This is a genomic window from Pseudomonas lini (genome assembly GCF_001042905.1).
GTDB lineage: Bacteria > Pseudomonadota > Gammaproteobacteria > Pseudomonadales > Pseudomonadaceae > Aquipseudomonas > Aquipseudomonas lini.
Genome location: NZ_JYLB01000005.1, coordinates 284,338 through 305,509, shown reverse-complemented (window position 1 = coordinate 305,509; position 21,172 = coordinate 284,338). Strand labels below are relative to the sequence as shown.

At 60.0% G+C, this 21,172-nt stretch carries 14 protein-coding genes; 2 read left to right on the top strand and 12 right to left on the bottom strand.

Annotation, left to right across the window (positions count from 1 at the left end; translation table 11 throughout):
* Positions 1 to 20: 20 nt before the first annotated feature.
* Positions 21 to 917, bottom strand: coding sequence for a LysR family transcriptional regulator (locus TU81_RS16795; protein ID WP_038978617.1), 897 nt, complete (start codon positions 915 to 917; stop codon positions 21 to 23).
* Between the two features lie 152 nt (positions 918 to 1,069).
* On the opposite strand from TU81_RS16795, the gene TU81_RS16790 reads away from it, so the two are divergent.
* Complete coding sequence (locus TU81_RS16790) at positions 1,070 to 2,311, top strand: MFS transporter (RefSeq protein ID WP_390176097.1); 1,242 nt, start codon at positions 1,070 to 1,072, stop codon at positions 2,309 to 2,311.
* Between the two features lie 181 nt (positions 2,312 to 2,492).
* Here TU81_RS16790 and hemE read toward each other — a convergent pair whose 3' ends face one another.
* From hemE to TU81_RS16735, 11 genes are all read right to left on the bottom strand, one after another.
* Positions 2,493 to 3,560: a uroporphyrinogen decarboxylase gene (gene hemE / locus TU81_RS16785; protein ID WP_048396076.1), complete on the bottom strand. Its 1,068-nt coding sequence runs from the start codon at positions 3,558 to 3,560 to the stop codon at positions 2,493 to 2,495.
* A 251-nt stretch (positions 3,561 to 3,811) separates the two neighbouring features.
* On the bottom strand, positions 3,812 to 5,230 hold the full coding sequence (locus tag TU81_RS16780; protein ID WP_048396075.1) for an FAD-dependent oxidoreductase: 1,419 nt from the start codon (positions 5,228 to 5,230) through the stop codon (positions 3,812 to 3,814).
* A 33-nt stretch (positions 5,231 to 5,263) separates the two neighbouring features.
* Positions 5,264 to 9,709, bottom strand: coding sequence for a glutamate synthase large subunit (gltB, locus tag TU81_RS16775; protein WP_038978613.1), 4,446 nt, complete (start codon positions 9,707 to 9,709; stop codon positions 5,264 to 5,266).
* 350 nt (positions 9,710 to 10,059) lie between these two features.
* Positions 10,060 to 11,652 carry an AAA family ATPase gene (locus tag TU81_RS16770; RefSeq protein WP_038978612.1) on the bottom strand — a complete coding sequence of 531 codons (1,593 nt, stop codon included), beginning with the start codon at positions 11,650 to 11,652 and terminating at the stop codon, positions 10,060 to 10,062.
* A gap of 10 nt (positions 11,653 to 11,662) precedes the next feature.
* A complete protein-coding gene (gene aroB, locus TU81_RS16765) occupies positions 11,663 to 12,763 on the bottom strand; it encodes a 3-dehydroquinate synthase (RefSeq protein WP_038978611.1) in 1,101 nt (366 codons plus the stop codon).
* 150 nt (positions 12,764 to 12,913) lie between these two features.
* Positions 12,914 to 13,432: a shikimate kinase AroK gene (gene aroK / locus TU81_RS16760; protein WP_032830073.1), complete on the bottom strand. Its 519-nt coding sequence runs from the start codon at positions 13,430 to 13,432 to the stop codon at positions 12,914 to 12,916.
* 4 nt (positions 13,433 to 13,436) lie between these two features.
* Complete coding sequence (gene pilQ / locus TU81_RS16755; protein WP_048396074.1) at positions 13,437 to 15,512, bottom strand: type IV pilus secretin PilQ; 2,076 nt, start codon at positions 15,510 to 15,512, stop codon at positions 13,437 to 13,439.
* A 13-nt stretch (positions 15,513 to 15,525) separates the two neighbouring features.
* Complete coding sequence (locus TU81_RS16750) at positions 15,526 to 16,053, bottom strand: pilus assembly protein PilP (RefSeq protein ID WP_038978609.1); 528 nt, start codon at positions 16,051 to 16,053, stop codon at positions 15,526 to 15,528.
* Complete coding sequence (gene pilO / locus TU81_RS16745) at positions 16,050 to 16,673, bottom strand: type 4a pilus biogenesis protein PilO (RefSeq protein ID WP_038978608.1); 624 nt, start codon at positions 16,671 to 16,673, stop codon at positions 16,050 to 16,052. Before pilO ends, TU81_RS16750 begins: the two co-directional genes overlap by 4 nt.
* Positions 16,670 to 17,236, bottom strand: coding sequence for a PilN domain-containing protein (locus tag TU81_RS16740; RefSeq protein ID WP_038978607.1), 567 nt, complete (start codon positions 17,234 to 17,236; stop codon positions 16,670 to 16,672). The genes pilO and TU81_RS16740 overlap by 4 nt, the downstream gene beginning before the upstream one ends.
* Positions 17,236 to 18,300, bottom strand: coding sequence for a pilus assembly protein PilM (locus TU81_RS16735; RefSeq protein ID WP_007899221.1), 1,065 nt, complete (start codon positions 18,298 to 18,300; stop codon positions 17,236 to 17,238). The genes TU81_RS16740 and TU81_RS16735 overlap by 1 nt, the downstream gene beginning before the upstream one ends.
* Positions 18,301 to 18,519: 219 nt before the next feature.
* On the opposite strand from TU81_RS16735, the gene TU81_RS16730 reads away from it, so the two are divergent.
* Positions 18,520 to 20,964 (top strand): penicillin-binding protein 1A, encoded by a 2,445-nt coding sequence (locus TU81_RS16730; protein ID WP_390176096.1) that lies wholly within the window; start codon positions 18,520 to 18,522, stop codon positions 20,962 to 20,964.
* The last annotated feature ends 208 nt before the right edge of the window (positions 20,965 to 21,172 follow it).

Here is a 21,172-nt window from a genome sequence, read left to right as displayed (position 1 = left end):
TGCGATCTCTTAAACGCTGATCACATTCCTTCAACTTTACGCGTCAACAACTCCACAAACGCCCTGGCCATCGGCGATTTCTGATCCTTGCGCTGCACCAGCCACACTGCAGACACGGCCGCCGGATCGAGTAGAGGGCGGTAGACCACGCCATCAATACGCATCCGCTGATAAGACGCCGGCAACACCGATACCCCCAAACCTGCCGCCACCAGCCCGATGATGGTCATCGCCTCGCCAGCCTCTTGCGCGAAGTGCGGGCTGAACCCGGCATCTCGCGCCAGGCTGAGCAGCTGTGCGTACAGACCGCTGCCATAACTACGTGGGAAAAATACGAAGGGTTCGAGGGCCAGCGCCGATAGGAATAAACCGTCTTCGCTGCCGCTCACCAGCGGATGTTTGGAGCTGAGCACCGCCACCAGCGGCTCGCGCATCAGTTCCACCACGCTGAGCGAGTCCGGTAACCCAAGCGGTCGCATAATCCCGACTTCAATCGACTCATCAACCAATGCATCGGCCACTTGGGTGCTGCTCATTTCCCGCAGGTGCAGGTGCACAGCCGGGAAACGCTGGCGAAACGAAAAGATCGCCTGGGGAATGGTCGAGTTGAACGGGGCCGACGAGGTGAAGCCGATCTTCAGTTCACCCAACTCACCGAGTTGTGCCCGCCGCGCAACATCCGCCGCTTTGTCGACTTGAGCCAGCACCAACCGCGCCTCTTCCAGAAACAGCCGACCGGCCTCACTGAGTTCGACCCGACGATTGGTCCGTTCGAATAACCGTGCGCCGACCTCCTGTTCCAGCGCCTGAATCTGCTGGCTCAGCGGCGGTTGCGAGATGCCCAGCACCTGGGCGGCGCGGCCGAAATGCAGTTCTTCGGCGACGGCGATGAAGTAGCGCAGATGGCGCAATTCCATGAAAACTCCATTAGGTCGTAAAACCTATCAAACAGGTCGAACAATATATTGGATTGAATCATTAGGCAGCTATATGATTTTTTCATTGCCTGATCGGCTGCGCCCCTCCGAGGTCCGAAGTGAAAACTGCTGTCTCCCCACTCGCCCATGAAATTCCGCCCACTCCGCTGGACGACGTCGTCACTGAGCTAAGCGAGATCTACATCGAGAAAGGCACGCCGCTGTTCATGCGCACGGTGCTGGCGCTGTTCTCGGGCGGTTTTGCGACTTTTGCCTTGCTCTACTGCGTGCAGCCGATGATGCCGCTGCTGTCCCGCGAGTTTTCCATCAACGCAGCCCAGAGCAGCCTGATCCTGTCGGTCGCCACCGGCATGCTCGCCATCGGCTTGCTGATCACCGGTCCTGTCTCTGATCGCGTCGGGCGTAAACCGGTGATGGTCGCCGCGCTGTTCGCCGCCGCTCTCTGCACCATGGCCAGCGCGATGATCCCGAGCTGGCAAGGCGTGCTGGTGATGCGGGCGCTGGTGGGGCTGTCGTTGAGCGGTCTGGCGGCGGTCGCGATGACTTACCTGAGCGAAGAAATTCACCCGCAGCACCTTGGTCTGGCCATGGGCTTGTACATCGCTGGCAACGCCATCGGCGGCATGTGCGGACGATTGATCGTCGGGGTATTGATCGACTTCGTCAGCTGGCACACGGCGATGCTGGTCATTGGGGGACTGGCACTGATTGCCGCAGCGGTATTCTGGAAAATACTCCCGGAATCGCGCAACTTCCGCGCCCGCTCGCTGCATCCGCGCAGCTTGCTCGATGGTTTCACCATGCACTTTCGCGATGCTGGTCTTCCACTGCTGTTCGTTGAGGCGTTCGTGCTGATGGGCGCGTTTGTCACGCTGTTCAACTACATCGGCTATCGCCTGCTGGCCGAGCCGTATCACATGGATCAGGCGTTCGTCGGGCTGCTCTCGGTGGTGTACCTGTCGGGTATCTACAGCTCGGCGAAAATCGGCGCCCTGGCTGACCAGCTCGGCCGGCGCAAAGTGCTCTGGGCAACCATTGTGGTGATGCTCGCGGGCATCGCCCTGACCATGTTCACGCCGTTACCGCTGGTGATTCTCGGCATGCTGATCTTTACCTTCGGCTTCTTTGGTGCGCATTCGGTGGCCAGTAGCTGGATCGGCCGTCGTGCGATCAAGGCCAGAGGACAGGCGTCGTCGCTGTATCTGTTCAGTTATTACGCCGGGTCGAGTATCGCGGGTACGGCGGGCGGTGTGGCTTGGCACTTGGGTGGGTGGAACGGGATCGGGTTGTTTATTGGCGGGTTGTTGGTGATTGCGTTGTTGGTGGCATTGAAGCTGGCGAAGTTGCCACCGTTGGGTGGTGTGAAGGCCTGACACAAAACCTTGTGGGAGCGGGCTTGCCCGCGATAGCGATGGTCGGCCCAGCACATGTGTTGTATGAGATGACGCCATCGCGGGCAAGCCCGCTCCCACAATGAACTGCATCCACTGCTCATTTTCTGAACCACAAACAAAAACGCCCGGCATAAGCCGGGCGTTTTTTATTGGGCCACGATCACTCGTGATACCGCGCCGACAGTTCATGCACCGCGCGCAGGAACGCACCGGCGTGTTCTGGGTCGACTTCCGGCGTGATGCCATGACCGAGATTGAACACGTGGCCACTGCCCTTGCCGTAGCTGGCGAGGATCCGGCCGACTTCGGTGCGGATGGCTTCTGGCTTGGCGTAGAGCACAGTCGGGTCCATGTTGCCTTGCAGGGCGACTTTGCTGCCGACGCGTTGGCGGGCTTCGCCAATGTCGCAAGTCCAGTCCAGGCCCAGCGCATCCGCGCCAGCGTCAGCGATGCTTTCCAGCCACAGGCCGCCGTTCTTGGTGAACAGGATGACCGGCACTTTGCGACTTTCGTGTTCGCGGATCAGGCCGCTGACGATTTTGCGCATGTAGGCCAGGGAGAACTCCTGGTACGCCGCCGCCGAGAGGCTACCGCCCCAACTATCGAAGATCTGCACCGCTTGCGCCCCGGCCATGATTTGGCCGTTGAGGTAGCTGGTGACCGTCTGCGCGAGCTTGTCCAGCAGCAGGTGCAAGGCTTGCGGGTTGTCGTAGAGCATGGTTTTGGTCTTGCGGTAGTCTTTCGACGAGCCGCCTTCGACCATGTAGGTGGCCAGGGTCCATGGGCTGCCGGCGAAGCCGATCAGCGGCACGCGGCCGTTCAGTTCGCGGCGGATGGTGCTGACTGCGTCCATGACGTAGCCGAGGTCTTTGTGCGGATCAGGAATCGGCAGGGCTTCGATGTCAGCCAGGGTGCTGACGACTTTCTTGAAGCGCGGACCTTCACCGGTTTCGAAGTACAGGCCTTGGCCCATGGCATCCGGGATGGTGAGGATGTCGGAGAACAGGATCGCCGCGTCCAGTTGTGGGTAGCGGTCGAGCGGCTGCATCGTGACTTCGCAAGCGAACGCCGGGTTCATGCACAGGCTCATGAAGTCACCGGCCTTGGCACGGCTGGCGCGGTATTCAGGCAGGTAGCGACCGGCCTGACGCATCATCCACACAGGGGTGACGTCTACGGGTTGCTTGAGCAGGGCGCGAAGGAAACGGTCGTTCTTCAGGGCAGTCATGTCGGCATCCGGAAAAAAAGTGCGGGCATTTTCTCAGAGCGCGACGTAAAAGGCACGGCAAGAGCCGTTCCTTTTGTCTATCGGGTCAATTTGTCGCGGTGGAACACGGTTTTGGCAACACCTAAAAACCAATGTGGGAGCGGGCTTGCTCGCGAAGGGGCCGTCATATTCAACAGAGATGTTGACTGACACACCGCTTTCGCGAGCAAGCCCGCTCCCACATTTGATCGCATTCCAGTTTTGGAAAGCGATCAGACGCCCAGGTAATCCAGGATCCCTTCGGCGGCATTGCGGCCTTCGAAGATCGCCGTTACCACCAGGTCGGAACCGCGCACCATGTCGCCACCGGCGAAGATTTTCGGGTTGCTGGTCTGGTGCTTGTACTGACCTTGTTCCGGCGCCACGACGCGGCCCTGGCTGTCGGTCTGGATGCTGAACTGCTCGAACCACGATGCCGGGCTTGGACGGAAACCGAACGCGATGACCACGGCGTCGGCTGGGATGATCTCTTCGGAACCCGGGATCGGCTCGGGGCTGCGACGGCCACGGGCGTCCGGTTCGCCGAGACGGGTCTCGACCACCTTTACGCCTTCGACACGATCTTCACCGACGATAGCGATCGGCTGGCGGTTGTAGAGGAATTTCACGCCTTCTTCCTTGGCGTTCTTCACCTCTTTGCGCGAGCCCGGCATGTTCGCTTCGTCACGACGATACGCACAGGTCACCGACTTGGCGCCCTGGCGGATCGACGTACGGTTGCAGTCCATCGCGGTGTCGCCACCGCCCAGTACCACGACCTTCTTGCCTTTCATGTCGACGAAATCTTCCGGCGACTTTTCAAAGCCCAGGTTGCGGTTGACGTTGGCGATCAGGAAGTCGAGCGCGTCATACACGCCCGGCAGATCTTCACCAGCAAAGCCGCCCTTCATGTAGGTGTAGGTGCCCATGCCCATGAACACGGCATCGTATTCTTCGAGCAGTTGCTCGATGGTCACGTCCTTGCCGATTTCGGTGTTCAGGCGGAACTCGATGCCCATGCCGGTGAAGACTTCGCGGCGATTGCTCAGCACGGTCTTTTCCAGCTTGAACTCGGGGATGCCGAAGGTCAGCAGACCGCCGATTTCCGGGTTCTTGTCGAACACCACCGGGGTCACGCCGCCACGTACCAGCACATCGGCACAGCCCAGGCCGGCAGGGCCCGCGCCAATTACCGCGACACGCTTGCCGGTCGGTTTGACCTTGGACATGTCCGGACGCCAGCCCATGGCGAACGCGGTATCGGTGATGTACTTCTCCACCGAACCAATGGTCACCGCACCAAAACCGTCGTTAAGGGTGCAGGCCCCCTCGCACAGACGATCCTGAGGACAAACCCGGCCGCAGACTTCCGGCAGGGTGTTGGTCTGGTGCGACAGCTCGGCGGCCTGGAGGATGTTGCCCTCGGCCACCAGCTTCAGCCAGTTCGGAATGAAGTTGTGCACCGGGCACTTCCATTCGCAATACGGGTTACCGCAACCCAGGCAGCGGTGGGCCTGGTCGGCCGACTGCTGGGGCTTGAAGGGTTCGTAGATTTCCACGAACTCTTTCTTGCGTTGACGCAACAGTTTCTTCTTCGGATCCTTGCGCCCGACATCGATGAACTGGAAGTCGTTATTCAGACGTTCAGCCATTGTTAAAACCTCATCAAACTCTTCAGGCGCATATCACTGCGGGTTGGCACGGGTGCTGGAAAGCAACGATTTCAGGTTGGCAGCCTTGGGCTTGACCAGCCAGAAACGACGCAGATAGTCATCGAGGTTTTCAGCGAGGTTACGACCCCACTCGCTGTCGGTTTCCTCGACGTATTCGTTCAGCACGCGTTGCAGGTGGCTGCGATAGGCTTCCATCGCCTCACCGCTGATCCGCTGGATTTCCACCAGTTCGTGGTTGACCCGGTCAACGAAGGTGTTGTCCTGGTCGAGCACGTAGGCGAAACCGCCGGTCATGCCTGAGCCGAAGTTGTAACCGGTCTTGCCCAGTACACAGACGAAACCACCGGTCATGTATTCGCAGCAGTGATCGCCAGTGCCTTCAACCACGGTGTGAGCACCGGAGTTACGCACGGCAAAACGCTCGCCCGCGGTACCGGCGGCGAACAGCTTGCCCCCGGTGGCGCCATACAAGCAGGTGTTGCCGATAATGGCGCTGTCCTGAGTCTTGTAGATGCTACCCTTCGGCGGAACGATGACCAGCTTGCCGCCGGTCATGCCTTTGCCGACGTAGTCGTTGGCGTCGCCTTCCAGGTACATGTTCAGGCCGCCGGCGTTCCACACACCGAAGCTCTGACCGGCAGTGCCTTTGAAGCGGAAGGTGATCGGCGCGTTAGCCATGCCTTGGTTGCCATGCTTGCGAGCAATTTCACCGGAGATCCGCGCGCCGATGGAACGGTCGCAGTTGCAGATATCCAGGGCGAAATCGGCACCGCTCATGTCGTTGATGGCCGAAGTGGCCAAGTCGACCATTTTCTCGGCCAGCAGGCCTTTGTCGAACGGCGGGTTGCGGTCTACCTGGCAGAACTGAGGCTTGTCTGCCGGGATGTGATCGCTGCCCAGCAACGGGGTCAAGTCCAGGTGGTTCTGCTTGGCGGTCTGGCCTTCGAGGATTTCCAGCAGATCGGTGCGACCGATCAGCTCTTCGAGGGAGCGCACGCCTAGCTTGGCCAGCCACTCACGGGTTTCTTCGGCGACGTAGGTGAAGAAATTCACCACCATGTCGACGGTACCGATGTAGTGATCCTTGCGCAGCTTCTCGTTCTGAGTCGCGACGCCGGTGGCGCAGTTGTTCAGGTGGCAAATACGCAGGTATTTGCAGCCCAGGGCGATCATTGGCGCGGTGCCGAAGCCGAAGCTTTCAGCGCCGAGGATCGCGGCCTTGATTACGTCGAGGCCGGTTTTCAGGCCGCCGTCAGTCTGCACCCGGACCTTGCCGCGCAGGTCGTTGCCGCGCAGGGTCTGGTGGGTTTCGGCCAAACCGAGTTCCCACGGTGCGCCCGCGTATTTGATCGAGGTCAGTGGCGATGCACCGGTGCCGCCGTCGTAGCCGGAAATGGTGATCAAGTCCGCGTAAGCCTTGGCCACACCGGCAGCGATGGTGCCGACGCCCGCTTCTGCTACCAGCTTCACCGAGACCAGCGCCTTCGGGTTGACTTGTTTCAGGTCGAAAATCAGCTGCGACAAGTCTTCGATCGAATAGATATCGTGGTGCGGCGGAGGCGAAATCAAGGTCACACCCGGCACTGCGTAACGCAGCTTGGCGATCAGACCGTTGACCTTGCCGCCTGGCAACTGACCACCTTCGCCGGGCTTGGCGCCCTGAGCGACCTTGATCTGCAGCACTTCAGCGTTAACCAGGTATTCCGGGGTCACACCGAAACGGCCGGTGGCGACCTGCTTGATTTTCGAGCTCTTGATGGTGCCGTAGCGCGCCGGGTCTTCGCCGCCTTCGCCGGAGTTGGAACGCGCACCGAGGCGGTTCATGGCTTCGGCCAGGGCTTCGTGAGCTTCCGGCGACAATGCGCCCAAAGAGATGCCCGCGGAGTCGAAGCGCTTGAGCACCGATTCCAGCGGTTCGATCTCGCTGATGTCCAGCGGCGTATCCAGGGTCTTGACCTTGAACAGATCGCGGATCATCGACACCGGACGGTTGTCCACCAGCGCCGTGTATTCCTTGAACTTGCTGTAGTCGCCCTGCTGCACAGCGGCTTGCAGGGTGCTGACCACGTCCGGGTTGTAGGCGTGATATTCGCCACCATGGACGAACTTCAGCAGGCCGCCTTGCTGGATCGGCTTGCGCGGGCTCCAGGCTTCGGCCGCAAGGGCTTTCTGCTCGGCCTCGATGTCGACGAAACGCGCGCCCTTGATGCGGCTTGGAACGCCACGGAAGCTCAGGTCGCAGACTTCTTCAGACAGGCCGATGGCTTCGAACAACTGCGCACCGCGGTACGACGTGATGGTCGAGATGCCCATCTTCGACAGGATCTTCAGCAGGCCTTTGGTGATGCCTTTGCGGTAGTTCTTGAACACCTCATAGAGGTCGCCCAACACTTCACCGGTTCGGATCAGGTCGCCCAGCACTTCGTAGGCCAGGAACGGATAGACCGCCGAGGCGCCGAAACCGATCAATACCGCAAAGTGGTGCGGATCGCGAGCAGTCGCAGTTTCCACGAGGATATTGGAGTCGCAACGCAGGCCTTTCTCGGTCAGGCGGTGATGCACCGCACCGGTAGCGAGGGAAGCGTGGATCGGCAACTTGCCCGGGGCAATGTGACGGTCACTCAGCACGACCTGGGTACGGCCGGAGCGCACGGCTTCTTCAGCCTGATCGGCGACGTTGCGGATGGCCGCTTCGAGGCCGACGCTTTCGTCGTAGTTGAGGTCGATGATCGCGCGCTCGAAGCCCGGGCGATCGAGGTTCATCAGCGAGCGCCACTTGGCCGGGGAAATGACCGGCGAGCTGAGGATCACGCGCGAGGCGTGTTCCGGCGACTCCTGGAAAATGTTGCGCTCGGCACCGAGGCAGATCTCCAGCGACATGACGATGGCTTCACGTAGCGGGTCGATCGGCGGGTTGGTGACCTGCGCGAACTGCTGGCGGAAATAGTCGTACGGCGTGCGCACGCGCTGGGACAGCACGGCCATCGGCGTATCGTCGCCCATCGAGCCAACGGCCTCGTAGCCTTGCTCGCCGAGCGGACGCAGCACCTGATCACGTTCTTCGAAAGTGACCTGGTACATCTTCATGTACTGCTTGAGCTGATCGACGTCGTAGAACGCCGAACCATGGTCGTTGTCTTCCATGGTCGCCTGGATGCGCAGGGCATTCTTGCGCAGCCATTGCTTGTACGGATGACGCGACTTCAAGCGGTTGTCGATGGCGTCGGTGTCGAGGATCTGACCGGTTTCGGTGTCCACGGCGAAGATCTGGCCCGGACCGACACGGCCCTTGGCGATCACGTCTTCAGGCTGGTAGTTCCAGACACCGATTTCCGAGGCCAGGGTGATGAAGCCGTTCTTGGTGGTGACCCAACGCGCAGGACGCAGACCGTTACGGTCGAGCAGGCACACCGCGTAACGACCGTCAGTCATTACCACGCCGGCCGGGCCGTCCCACGGTTCCATGTGCATCGAGTTGTATTCGTAGAACGCACGCAGGTCCGGGTCCATGGTTTCGACGTTCTGCCACGCAGGCGGAATGATCATCCGCACGCCACGGAACAGGTCGATGCCACCGGTGACCATCAACTCGAGCATGTTGTCCATGCTGGAGGAGTCGGAACCTACACGGTTGACCAGCGGGCCGAGTTCTTCCAGATCCATCAGATCGTTGGTGAACTTGGTGCGACGGGCCACGGCCCAGTTGCGGTTGCCGGTGATGGTGTTGATCTCGCCGTTGTGGGCGAGAAAACGGAACGGCTGAGCCAGCGGCCATTTCGGCAGGGTGTTGGTCGAAAAGCGCTGGTGGAACACGCAAATCGAGGTCTGCAGGCGCTGGTCGCTGAGGTCTGGATAGAAGGCGGTCAGATCCGCCGGCATCATCAACCCTTTATAAATGATGGTCTTGTGCGAAAAGCTGCAGACGTAGTGATCGGCGTCGGCGGCGTTGGCCACGGACGAGCGACGACGGGAGGTGAACAGCTTGACGGCCATGTCCTGATCACTCAGGCCATCACCGGCGATGAACACTTGCTCGATCTGCGGCAGGCGCTCAAGGGCCAGGCGGCCAAGCACGCTGGTGTCGATCGGCACTTTGCGCCAGCCGACCAGTTGCAGACCGGCGGCCAGGATCTCTCGGTTCATGTTCTCGCGAGCGGCTTCGGCTTTGACCGGGTCCTGGTTGAAGAAGACCATGCCCACCGCATATTGCTTGGGCAGTTCGACGCCGAAGGTTTCCTGGGCAATCGCACGCAGGAACACATCCGGCTTTTGAATCAGCAGACCGCAACCGTCACCGGTCTTGCCGTCGGCGTTGATCCCACCGCGGTGGGTCATGCAGGTCAGGGCCTCAATGGCCGTTTGCAAAAGGGTATGACTGGGCTCGCCCTGCATATGGGCTATCAGGCCGAAACCGCAGTTATCCTTGAATTCATCTGGTTGGTACAGACCTGCTTTCATAGACACTTTCTCACCAGGCTGCCTCTTATCGAGGCAAATTTCTTTTCAATTCAGCCAGTTACCATCCACGCCGAACGTACGCCAGCTTTGCGGGGGCAAAAGGGAGGTCATTGTACACACCGACACTGAGGCTCACAAATTTGACGACGAAATGTCGCAAATCTATGTCGCATTTGTGAAAGGTTTAAAGCGATATGCTGTGCTAGTCAAAACTTTTTTTAATTTTGACCGCAACGACTCAAAGACCACTGTGACGCAGACACCACAAGGCACGCGCCCTTGCGGGCAGCGCGCACTTGCAGAAATTTTGAGGTGCTTGGAGAGGCGGCCTGGGTAAGGCCGCCGAATCTTCAGCGAGTTGTTGCCAGTTCCTGTTGGACGCTGGCGACAGTGCGAGGCCAAGGTTTACCAGCCTGAACCTTCGCTGGCAAGGCCTTGATGGCGGTAACGGCTGCATCGCGGTTAGCGAAGCTACCGTAGGTGATGACGTAAAGCGGCTTGCCGTTGAGTACTTTCTTGAAATAACGGTACTCGCCGCCCTGCTCCTTGACGAAGCTTTGCGCGGCCGATTCGGAGCTGGTGCCGAGGATTTGCACCACGTAGTTACCCGGCGCCTGGCCTGCGTACCAGCTGCCACCGGCGGCTTTGGCCACAGTGGCTGGCTTCTCGGCAGGTTTGACAGCGGCGGCCGGCTTGGCGGGCACTGGAGCCGGTTTGGCAACAGGTGCAGGCGCTGGCACTGGCTTGGCTGTCGCGACCTGAGTCGGCGCTGGAACCGGTTTGGCGGCAGGCGTTGGCGCCGGACCCGGCTGGATGCCGGCAGGCGGCGCAGTGGTGGTCACGGTTGGCGGTGTAGCGCTGGAACCTTCGACCGGCACACCGTCGTCGCCTTCGGTGATACCACCGGCGGCTTCGGCCAATGGACCACGCATCACCGGCTGCGAGTTGCCGACCAGTGGTAACGGCATTGGCTGCGAGTTACCGGCGAATTCCACGGCGGGAGCGCCACCGCTATCAGGTTGTGGCGTGCCCTGGCCCAGCGGCAGTTGTGCCTGTTCATTGGCAGGTGCGCCGGTGGTCGGTGCTTTGCTGCGACCCGGCATCAACCAGGCGGCGGCTACCGCGACCACGACTACGGCGGAAATCGCCAATACGTGTTTCTTCGGCATGTTGAACCCCATACTTGGACGCTTGACCGCTGAGCGGCTGGCAATCATGGCTTCGATCATTGCATCGCGGGCGACCTGATTGATGTTGCCAGGCCAACCGTCGGAGCTTTCGTGAATATCAGAGATCTGATCCGCGGTGAAAAGTTCGATACCCCGACCGGCGCCTTCTAGACGCTGATCCAGATATTCGCGGGTTTCTTCTTCGGTATAAGGCTGCAATTCGATGACGTGGAAGCGCTCTTCCTCCAGGCTCAACGCGTCAAGCTGAGCAATCAGAGAGGACTCGCCAAACAGGAACACGTGCGGGCGACCTTCCGGCGCACCAGCGGCCAAAGCCAACAAGGCTTCCAGCGCAGATTCGTCGAGTTGCTCGGCATCGTCGACCAGCAAATAGACTTCCTGCCCCGTGAGGGCAAGCTGGACCACTTGGGCCAGGATCGCGCCAATTTCGGCCTGCTCGACGTTCAGCGCCTGAGCCACCTGACGCAGCATACCGGCTGCATCGCCGGCGCCACGGGCGGAAACCACCACGCTCTGCACTGACTGTTTGTTGGTGCTGGCCACCAGGGCCTGACGCAACAGGGTTTTGCCGCTGCCTTGAGGGCCAGTGACCACCAGCAACAACTGGCTGTAACGGGCCAGATGATGCAGTTGCCCCAGCACCGGTTTGCGCTGGGCCGGGAAAAATTTGAAGCCAGGCACCCGTGGAGCGAAAGGGTCATGACTTAACTGGTAATGGCCGAGGAAAGCCTCGTCGGCATGCAAACTAGTCATCGGGATCTTATTAACCTTTAAGCTGAGCCAGGGCGCGGTAATCCGCTCCCAGCGTGGCCTGTAAAACCTCTTTCGGATAATCGTCGGTCACCACTGCTTCGCCCATGTGGCGCAGCAGCACCAGGCGCAAACGACCGTCGATCACTTTCTTGTCAATTGCCATGTGTTCGAGAAAATCGGCTTCGGTCATCTCTTCCGGCGGGATGACCGGCAGGCCGGCACGCTGGAACAGGCGAATACCGCGATCACGCTCCTGCTCGCTGATCCAGCCCAGGCGCGCGGACATCTCCAAAGCCATTACGGTGCCAGCAGCGACTGCCTCGCCATGAAGCCAGACACCATAGCCCATGTGGGTTTCGATCGCGTGGCCGAAGGTGTGGCCCAGGTTCAACGTGGCACGTACGCCCGTCTCTTTCTCGTCGGCACCGACCACAGCAGCCTTGGCTGCGCAGGAGCGTTCGATGGCGTAAGTCAGGGCGGTCTGATCCAGCGCTCGCAGGCGATCGACGTTTTCTTCGAGCCAGGTCAGGAATGGCTCATCGCAGATCAGCCCGTATTTGATGACTTCCGCCAACCCGGCAGACAGTTCGCGGGGCGGCAGGGTGTTGAGGGTGGCGGTATCGATCAGCACCACATTGGGCTGATAGAAAGCACCGACCATGTTCTTGCCCAGCGGGTGATTGATCCCGGTCTTGCCGCCCACCGAGGAGTCGACTTGCGACAACAACGTGGTCGGTACCTGGATGAAATCGACGCCACGCTGGTAGCAGGCGGCTGCAAAACCGGCCATGTCACCGATCACGCCGCCACCGAGGGCGATGACCGTGGTGCGGCGATCGTGCCGTGCAGTCAGCAGGCCGTCGAAAATCAGTTGCAGGGTTTCCCAGGTCTTGAAGGCTTCGCCGTCGGGCAGCACCACGGAAATCACCGAGAACTGTGCAAGACTGCGGGTCAGACGCTCGAGATAGAGCGGCGCGACGGTCTCATTGGAGATGATCGCCACCTGCCGCCCGCGGATATGCGGGGCCAGCAGCTCAGGCTGATCCAACAAACCTTCGCCAATATGAATCGGGTAGCTGCGCTCGCCTAGATCGACCTTGAGTGTCTGCATGTGTCCCCACAGTGAAGATGGAATCAGGCGTCCTGCCTTGAGTTTACGAATTCCATGGCGTCTGCTGGTGTGACGCCATTCGGTAGCCAGCCGCCACAACCTTGAGCGGCTGCGACAGGACGCCGAGGATAGCGCATTTCGCGCCGCGCATTAACGGGGCGGTAGCTGCTGCAAGCGTTCGAGGATGTCGAGCACCACCATTCGCGGCGGCCGCTCATCGGTTTCCACCACCAGGTCGGCGATTTCCCGATACAGCGGATCACGGATCGCCAGCAAGTCCCGAAGGGTCTTGGCCGGATCAGCGGTGCGCAGCAATGGCCGATTGCGGTCGCGAGCCGTTCGGCCGACCTGCTGCTCGACCGACGCATGCAGATAGACCACTCGACCACCGGCGTGCAGCGCTCGACGATTGGCTTCGCGCATCACCGCGCCGCCGCCAGTCGCCAACACCACGCCATCGCACGCGCACAGCTCGGCAATCATTGCCTGCTCGCGGTCGCGAAAGCCCGGCTCGCCTTCCTTATCGAAAATCCACGGGATATTGGCGCCCGTGCGCAATTCAATTTCCTTATCGGAATCTTTGAACGGCAGGCGCAGCTCTTTGGCCAGCAAACGGCCGATGGTGCTTTTTCCAGCCCCCATCGGTCCAACAAGAATCAAATTTCGCACAGAATCAATGACTCACAGCAATCGCCTGATTGTTCATGATACGCGGAGTGAGAAAGACCAGCAGCTCGGATTTTTTCTCCGAAACCACGTCACGCCGGAAAAGGCGGCCAAGATACGGCACATCACCGAGAAATGGCACCTTATCTACAACCTTGCTCTGAGTATTTGAGAAAACCCCACCAATGACGATGGTCTCGCCGTCGTTTACCAACACCTTGGCGTTGACCTCGTTTTTCTTGATCGGCGGTACATCCTGCACTTTGTTCAGGTAGTCCGGTTCGTCCTTGGTGACTTTGACCTCCATGATGATGCGATTGTCCGGCGTGATCTGCGGGGTCACTTCCAGGGACAGCGAAGCCTCCTTGAACGACACCGAGGTGGCGCCGCTGGAGCTGGCTTCCTGATAGGGAATCTCGGTGCCCTTGAGGATTTTCGCGGTTTCCTTGTCGGACGTGACCACCTTGGGCTGCGAGACGATTTCCCCGTTGCCGGTTTTCTCCATGGCCGAAAGCTCAAGATCCAGCAGCACATTGTCGGTAATGAAGGCGATGCCGATCCCGGAGGTATTGGCAGACGTCCCCAGATCGACGAACGGCGAGTTGGTACTGGTGCTGCCCGGCGTACCAATGGTGGTCGAAGATCCGTTGACCCCGGACGTGTTCCAGTTACCCTTCTGCACCGAACCGCCCCAGCGTACGCCAAGGCTCTTGTCGTAATCGACGTTGGCCTCGACGATGCGCGCCTCGATCATCACCTGACGCACCGGAATATCCAGTTGTGCAACGATGCGACGCAGTTCGTCGAGTCGATCCTGGGTCTGGTAGGCAATGATGTTGTTGGTTCTCTCATCGACAGTGATTGACCCTCGCTCGTCGATTTTCGCCTCGGCGCTGGTCACCGACTGGAACAGCTTGGCGATATCGGCGGCCTTGGCGTAGTTGACCTGTAACAGCTCGCGACGCAGAGGCGCCAGTTCGGCGATCTGTTTCTGCGACTCCAGTTCCTGACGCTCTCGGGCAGCGATTTCATCAGCCGGCGCCACCAGCAGCACGTTACCAATCTTGCGTTTATCCAGGCCTTTGGTTTTCAGCACCAGGTCCAGCGCCTGATCCCACGGCACATTCTGCAGACGCAACGTGATACCGCCCTGCACCGTGTCGCTGGCGACCAGATTGAGATTGGTGAAATCGGCGATCAGTTGCAGCACCGAGCGCACATCAATGTCCTGAAAATTCAGCGAGAGTTTTTCGCCGGTGTAGGCAAAGCGTTCGGCGTTGCGCTTTTGCAGGTCATCGACAGTCATCGGCCGGATGCTGACGGTCAATTTGTTGTCGGTCTGATAGGTCGAATAATCGAAGGCGCCACTGGGCTCGATACTGATAATGGCCCGATCGCCCGTGGCGCTGGCGTTGACGAACTGCACCGGCGTGGCGAAATCCTTGACGTCGAGGCGTACACGCAACCGTTCAGGCAGTTGGGTCCTGGTGAAACCGACGATGATTTTGCCATCGCGCTCCTGGATGTCCGGGGCGATGGACGGATCCGACAGATCGATGACCACATTGCCCTCACCCTGGGTGCCGCGCTGGAAATCCACGCCCCGGATGGCTTTACCCACGGGCGCATTGACCCTGGCGGGCGCTGGTGTCGCAGTGGCTGCGCGCGGTGCGCTGACGGCCGATTTGGGCGCCTTGCTACCGGCCCCTTGCCCGACAACCACGAACAGATTGTTGCCTTCGACGCGGGTGTTGTACGGAGTCAATTGAGTCAGGCTGATGATCAGCCGTGTACGGTCCTTGGCCTCCACTACCGTGGCGCTGCGGGCATTGCCGCCGCCCAGGTCCCGGTTCTTGTTCGCCAGCTGACTGGCGACTCCCGGCAGGTCCAGCGCAATCCGCGCAGGCTGCTCTGTCGTGTAACCGTGGGGCTGCGGTGGCGGCCCATCGAACGACAACTTCAACTCGACACGGTCACCGGGCAGCGCGGCGACATCCAGCGCTTTGAGGTTGGCCGCCACTACCATCGGCGACAGAAACGCTATCCATAGCGAAATACCGAAGGTTGAGAAAATCCTGTTCATTATTCGAGTTCCACTATGAGTGCTCTTTCAAAGGGATGGTTCGCGGCCGTTCCAGCCAGGCACCTTCGCCATCGGGAACGATTTCGACCACGTCGACTTGCGAACCGCTGATGGCGACGATCCGTCCATCGTTACGCCCCAGGTAATCGCCGACTTTCAGCCGATGCACACCGCCCGCCCCGCGCAACAGCGCAAAGGAACCGGCTGCATTGGAGAGGGTGCCGACCATTTCAAATTGCTCGATATTGAAGCCTTCGAGGTACTGCTTGACCCGGTTGGGGTCGGGTTTGACGTTACGCGAGCCGTGCTTCTGGCCGGCCAGATCGACTCTGACCTGCCGGGAGAACGGGCTACGCAGGTTGGCAGCGTTGTAGGTGAATGTCGGGTAAGACCGGAATGTCGGCGTTGGTTCAATCTTGCCAGGTGCACGCAGGCGCACTTCGTTCAGGTAGGCGTCCAGGTCGCTGAAATCATTGTCGCCGCCACAACCGGCCAGGATAACCAGACACATAACCATCGACAGGCAACGAATCGGGCTCATTTCTGCAACCCCTTGTCGTTGTAGCGATAGGTTTTGGCAAGGATGCTCATGCGTAACTTCGGACCGCCATCAGGATTGGCCGGCGCCAGGTCGAAGTCATGCAGGGTGACGATCCGTGGCAGCCCGGCCACGCCGCTGACGAAAGTAGCCAGGTCGTGATAGGCGCCGGTGACGGTGATCCGGATAGGAAGCTCGATGTAGAACTGTTGTGTGACCTCCGGGAGCAGCTTGATCTCTTCGAACTCCAGACCGCTGCCCAGGCCGGTGCGGGTGATGTCCTCCAGCAGGCCGGGCACTTCGGTGTCGCTGGGCAATTGCCGCAATAGCATGCCGAAGGAATTCTCCATTTCCTTCATCTGCTGGGTATACAGCTCCAGATTCGCCGCCATGTGGGCTTTGGTCGCGAATTGCTCCCTGAGCGTCGACTCTTCCTCGTGCCTGAGTTCCAGGTGGTTTTGCAAATCGCTGATCAAAAAGCTGTAGCCCAGGGCCAGCACCAGAACCATCAGCAGGACACTCGCCAGGACCTTGATCGCCGCTGGCCAGGAACCCATGTTGTTGGTGTCCAGATCATTGATGTCGATCTGGCGTAACCCTTCGAACCATTCGGACGGCTTCATTTAGCGCCCCCCAAAACTGTTGGCTGAGTCTGACGGACGGTCAACTGAAACACATTGGCCTGATCCAGCTGACCAGCGGTGGTCGCCTTGACCTCCGTAAGGTTGGGCGCATCGAACCAGTCGGACGCATCAAGATTGCGCATCAGATCCGAAACACGATTGTTGGACTCCGCTGCGCCGGTGATGGACAACGTCTTGCCGACCATTTTCACTTCAGTGAAATAAACTCCGTCCGGCAAGGTACGCGCCAACTGATCGAAGATCCTCCCGCTGATCGGCCGGTTGCCTTGCAGGTCCTGAATAATGCGCATGCGCTCGACCAGTTGCTGTCGACGGGCCTTCAGGTCGCTGATCTGTTTGATCCGCTCGTCGACCACGGCAATCTGCTTGCCGATGTAATCGTTACGGGCGACTTGCCGATTAATGGCGCCGTTAATGACCTGATCCGCGATCAGCAACGCACTCACTGACCCCAGCAGCACACCGACCAACGCCAGTAAAAAGCGTTTGCGACGCCCTTCGCGCAACTCTTCACGCCAGGGTAAAAGATTGATCCGCGCCATCAGTCGAAACTCCTGAGGGCCAGCCCGCAGGCAATCATCAGTGCCGGAGCATCGCTCGCCAAGGCACCGGCGTTGACCTTGCTGCTCAGGGTCATGTCGGAGAATGGATTGGCGACCTGGGTCGGCGTACCCAGTCGCTGCTCGATCAATCGCTCCAGCCCGGGGACCGAGGCGGTGCCGCCGGCCAGGAGGATGTGATCGACCGAGTTGTACTGGCCGGAGGCAAAGAAGAACTGCAATGAACGCGACACCTGCTGCACCAACGCATCACGAAACGGTTGCAAGACCTCGCTGACATAATCGTCCGGCAAACCGCCCTGCTTCTTCGCCAGCCCCGCCTGCTCGACGGTCAGGCCATAACGACGCTGGATTTCTTCCGTCAGTTGACGGCCACCGAACAATTGTTCGCGGGTGTAGATGATCCGCCCGTTGTGCAACACGCTCAGGGTGGTCATGGTGGCGCCGATATCGACCACCGCCACGGTCAGACGCTCCTGAGAAGCGGCCAACTGGGTTGCCAGCAGGCCGAACGATCGCTCCAGGGCATAGGCTTCGACGTCCACCACGCGCGCGGTCAGCCCGGCCAGAGCCAGGGCCGCTTCACGGACCTCGACGTTTTCTTTGCGACACGCCGCCAGCAGCACATTGACCCGCTCGGGGTTGCGTGCCGACACGCCTTGCACTTCGAAATCGATCGCCACTTCGTCCAGTGGATAAGGAATGTACTGATCGGCCTCGATCTTCAGCTGGTTTTCCATCTCGTCGTCGGAAAGACCGGCGTCCATCTCGATGGTCTTGGTGATCACCGCCGAACCGGCCACCGCCACGGCAACGTTCCTGAGACTGGTTTTGGCCTTGGCCAGCACGCGCGCAAGAGCCTGCCCCACGCCTTCGAGCTCGGCGATATTTTTCTCGACCACGGCACTCGCGGGCAGCGGTTCGACCGCATAGGCCTCGACCCGGTACCGGTCGCCCTGGCGACTTAGCTCCAGTAGCTTCACCGACGTGGAGCTGATGTCGATCCCCAGAAGCGTATTGGCTTTTTTATTGAAGAGTCCTAGCACTACCAATTCCCTATGACTATCCGTGAGTTACGGACTCTGTAATATCCATTGCGTTCAATACCCCCCGTCTTGACAGAAGCGCAAATGACGCCCCCGACGGAAAAATGCTTATAATGCTGAGCGTTTTTTCCGCTTTCACTGCAAGCGCGGGTCATTCTCTGTATAGCCTGAACCCCTGATGCCTAATTCATTCTTTACCCTGGATATCCAAAAGCCTTGATTCGTCTGCTGAAATTTTTCGGTTGGTCCATCGTCGCCGTTTTCTGCGGACTGCTCCTGGGTCTGAGCGGCGCTTTTCTTTACCTTAGCCCTGGATTGCCGTCCGTGGAGGCGCTGAGAAGTATTCAGTTGCAGATTCCTTTGCGGGTTTACAGCAGCGACAACAAATTGATCGCAGAGTTTGGCGAAATGCGCCGTACTCCGATCCGTTTCGCCGACATTCCCCCCAATTTCATCAATGCGTTACTAAGTGCTGAAGACGACAATTTCGCCAACCACTACGGCGTCGATCCCAGCAGCCTGATGCGCGCCGCGACCCAACTGGTCAAGAGCGGTCACATTCAATCCGGCGGCAGCACCATCACCATGCAGGTGGCGAAGAACTTCTTCCTGACCAGCGAACGCAGCTTCTCGCGCAAAACCACCGAAATCCTCCTGGCCCTGCAGATCGAACGGCAGTTGACCAAGGACGAGATCCTCGAGCTGTACGTCAACAAGATCTATCTGGGCAACCGCGCCTATGGCATCGAGGCGGCGGCGCAGGTCTATTACGGCAAGTCGATTCGTGACGTCAGCCTGGCGCAGATGGCGATGATCGCCGGCCTGCCAAAAGCCCCGTCGCGCTTCAACCCGCTGGCTAACCCGACCCGCAGCAAGGAGCGTCGCGACTGGATCCTGGGGCGCATGTATAAGCTCGGCAAAATCACCGAAGCCGACTACACCACTGCGATCAATGAGCCGCTGAACGCCAGCTACCATGTGCCGACCCCGGAAGTGAACGCGCCATACGTCGCCGAAATGGCCCGTGCCGAAATGGTCGGCCGCTATGGCAGCGATGCGTACACCGAAGGTTTTCGTGTCACCACCACAGTCCCGAGCAATTTGCAGGAGATGGCCAACACCGCGGTTCACGAAGGCTTGATGACCTACGACCAACGGCACGGTTATCGCGGCCCCGAGTCACGCCTGCCGGGTAAAACCCGAGAAGCCTGGACTCAGGAGCTGACCAAACAGCGAATCATCAGCGGCCTGGAACCGGCGATCGTGACCCAGGTCGACAAGAACGGCGTGCAGGTGTTGACCCGCACGGGTACCGGCGAAGAGCACATCGCCTGGGACACCATGAAGTGGGCTCGTCCGTTCCTGAACACCAACAGCATGGGCGCCAATCCGAAGCAGCCGTCGGATGTCGCGCAGGTCGGTGATCTGATTCGCGTGCAGCGTCAGCCTGACGGCTCGCTCAAATTCAGCCAGATTCCGCAAGCTCAAGGTGCACTGGTTTCCCTCGACCCGCAGAACGGTGCCATTCGTTCACTGGTCGGCGGTTTCGCCTTCGAGCAGAGCAACTACAACCGCGCCATGCAGGCCAAGCGTCAGCCGGGTTCGAGCTTCAAGCCGTTCGTCTACAGCGCCGCCCTGGACAACGGCTACACCGCGGCCAGCCTGGTGAACGACGCACCGATCGTGTTCGTTGACGAATACCTGGACAAGGTCTGGCGTCCGAAGAACGACACCAACACCTTCCTCGGCCCGATCCGCATGCGTGAAGCGCTCTATAAGTCGCGCAACCTGGTATCGATCCGCCTGCTGCAAGCGTTGGGTGTCGACCGCACCATCGACTACATCAGCAAGTTCGGCTTCAACAAGCAGGACTTGCCGCGCAACCTGTCCCTGGCCCTGGGTACCGCAACCCTGACGCCAATGGAAATCGCCACCGGCTGGGCCACCTTCGCCAACGGCGGCTACAAGATCACCCCATACATCATCGACAAGATCGAAAGCCGCAACGGCGACACGCTATTCGTCGCCAACCCGCCGAGCGTTCCCAAAGGCACCGTAGCCAGCGATGGCATCGCTATGCCGGCCTCCGACACCTTCACGGTCAACGCCACCCCAGGCGAAGCGCCAAGCGCCCAGCCAGCGCCACAAACGCCAGCCGTGGCCGAGCGCATCGTCGATGGCCGCACCACCTACATCCTCAACAGCATGCTTGAGGACGTGATCAAACTCGGCACCGGCCGCCGTGCGCTGGCCTTGGGCCGCAGCGACATCGCGGGCAAGACCGGTACTACCAACGAATCCAAGGACGCCTGGTTCTCCGGCTACAACGCCGATTACGTGACCACCGTCTGGACTGGCTTCGACCAACCGGAAAGCCTGGGCAAACGCGAGTTCGGCGGCACTGTCGCCCTGCCTATCTGGATGAACTACATGGCGGCGGCCCTTAAAGACAAGCCGCCTCACACCCAGGCGGAGCCGGAAGGCATCCTCAGCCTGCGGGTTGACCCGATCAGCGGCCGTGCGGCCACCCCAAGTACGCCAGGTGCCTACTTCGAACTGTTCAAGGCCGAAGACACACCGCCGTCGGTTAACGAGCTCAGCAACGGCAATGCGCCTGGCAGTCCGCTGCCCGCGGATGAGGCGGCGCCGATCGATTTGTTCTGATTGCCTGAAGCTGCAAAAAAGCCCCGCCTTCGAAAGAAGAGCGGGGCTTTTTATTGCCTGCCGGTTATGCGCTGAATGACCCGGCCCCTTCGCGGGCAAGCCCGCTCCCACAAGGTTCTGTGGCGCTATCAGAGGTTGTGAATCACCGCGATCCCTGTGGGAGCGGGCTTGCCCGCGAAGAGGCCCTCGAAAGACACCACAAAAACCG

Excerpts from the sequence above, each read along its gene's own strand:
- gltB (WP_038978613.1), bottom strand. The coding sequence starts at position 9,709 with ATGAAAGCAGGTCTGTACCAACCAGATGAATTCAAGGATAACTGCGGT.
- pilO (WP_038978608.1), bottom strand. The coding sequence starts at position 16,673 with ATGAAGCCGTCCGAATGGTTCGAAGGGTTACGCCAGATCGACATCAAT.
- TU81_RS16750 (WP_038978609.1), bottom strand. The coding sequence starts at position 16,053 with ATGAGCCCGATTCGTTGCCTGTCGATGGTTATGTGTCTGGTTATCCTG.
- hemE (WP_048396076.1), bottom strand. The coding sequence starts at position 3,560 with ATGACTGCCCTGAAGAACGACCGTTTCCTTCGCGCCCTGCTCAAGCAA.
- pilQ (WP_048396074.1), bottom strand. The coding sequence starts at position 15,512 with ATGAACAGGATTTTCTCAACCTTCGGTATTTCGCTATGGATAGCGTTT.
- TU81_RS16795 (WP_038978617.1), bottom strand. The coding sequence starts at position 917 with ATGGAATTGCGCCATCTGCGCTACTTCATCGCCGTCGCCGAAGAACTG.
- aroB (WP_038978611.1), bottom strand. The coding sequence starts at position 12,763 with ATGCAGACACTCAAGGTCGATCTAGGCGAGCGCAGCTACCCGATTCAT.
- TU81_RS16770 (WP_038978612.1), bottom strand. The coding sequence starts at position 11,652 with ATGACTAGTTTGCATGCCGACGAGGCTTTCCTCGGCCATTACCAGTTA.
- TU81_RS16740 (WP_038978607.1), bottom strand. The coding sequence starts at position 17,236 with ATGGCGCGGATCAATCTTTTACCCTGGCGTGAAGAGTTGCGCGAAGGG.
- TU81_RS16780 (WP_048396075.1), bottom strand. The coding sequence starts at position 5,230 with ATGGCTGAACGTCTGAATAACGACTTCCAGTTCATCGATGTCGGGCGC.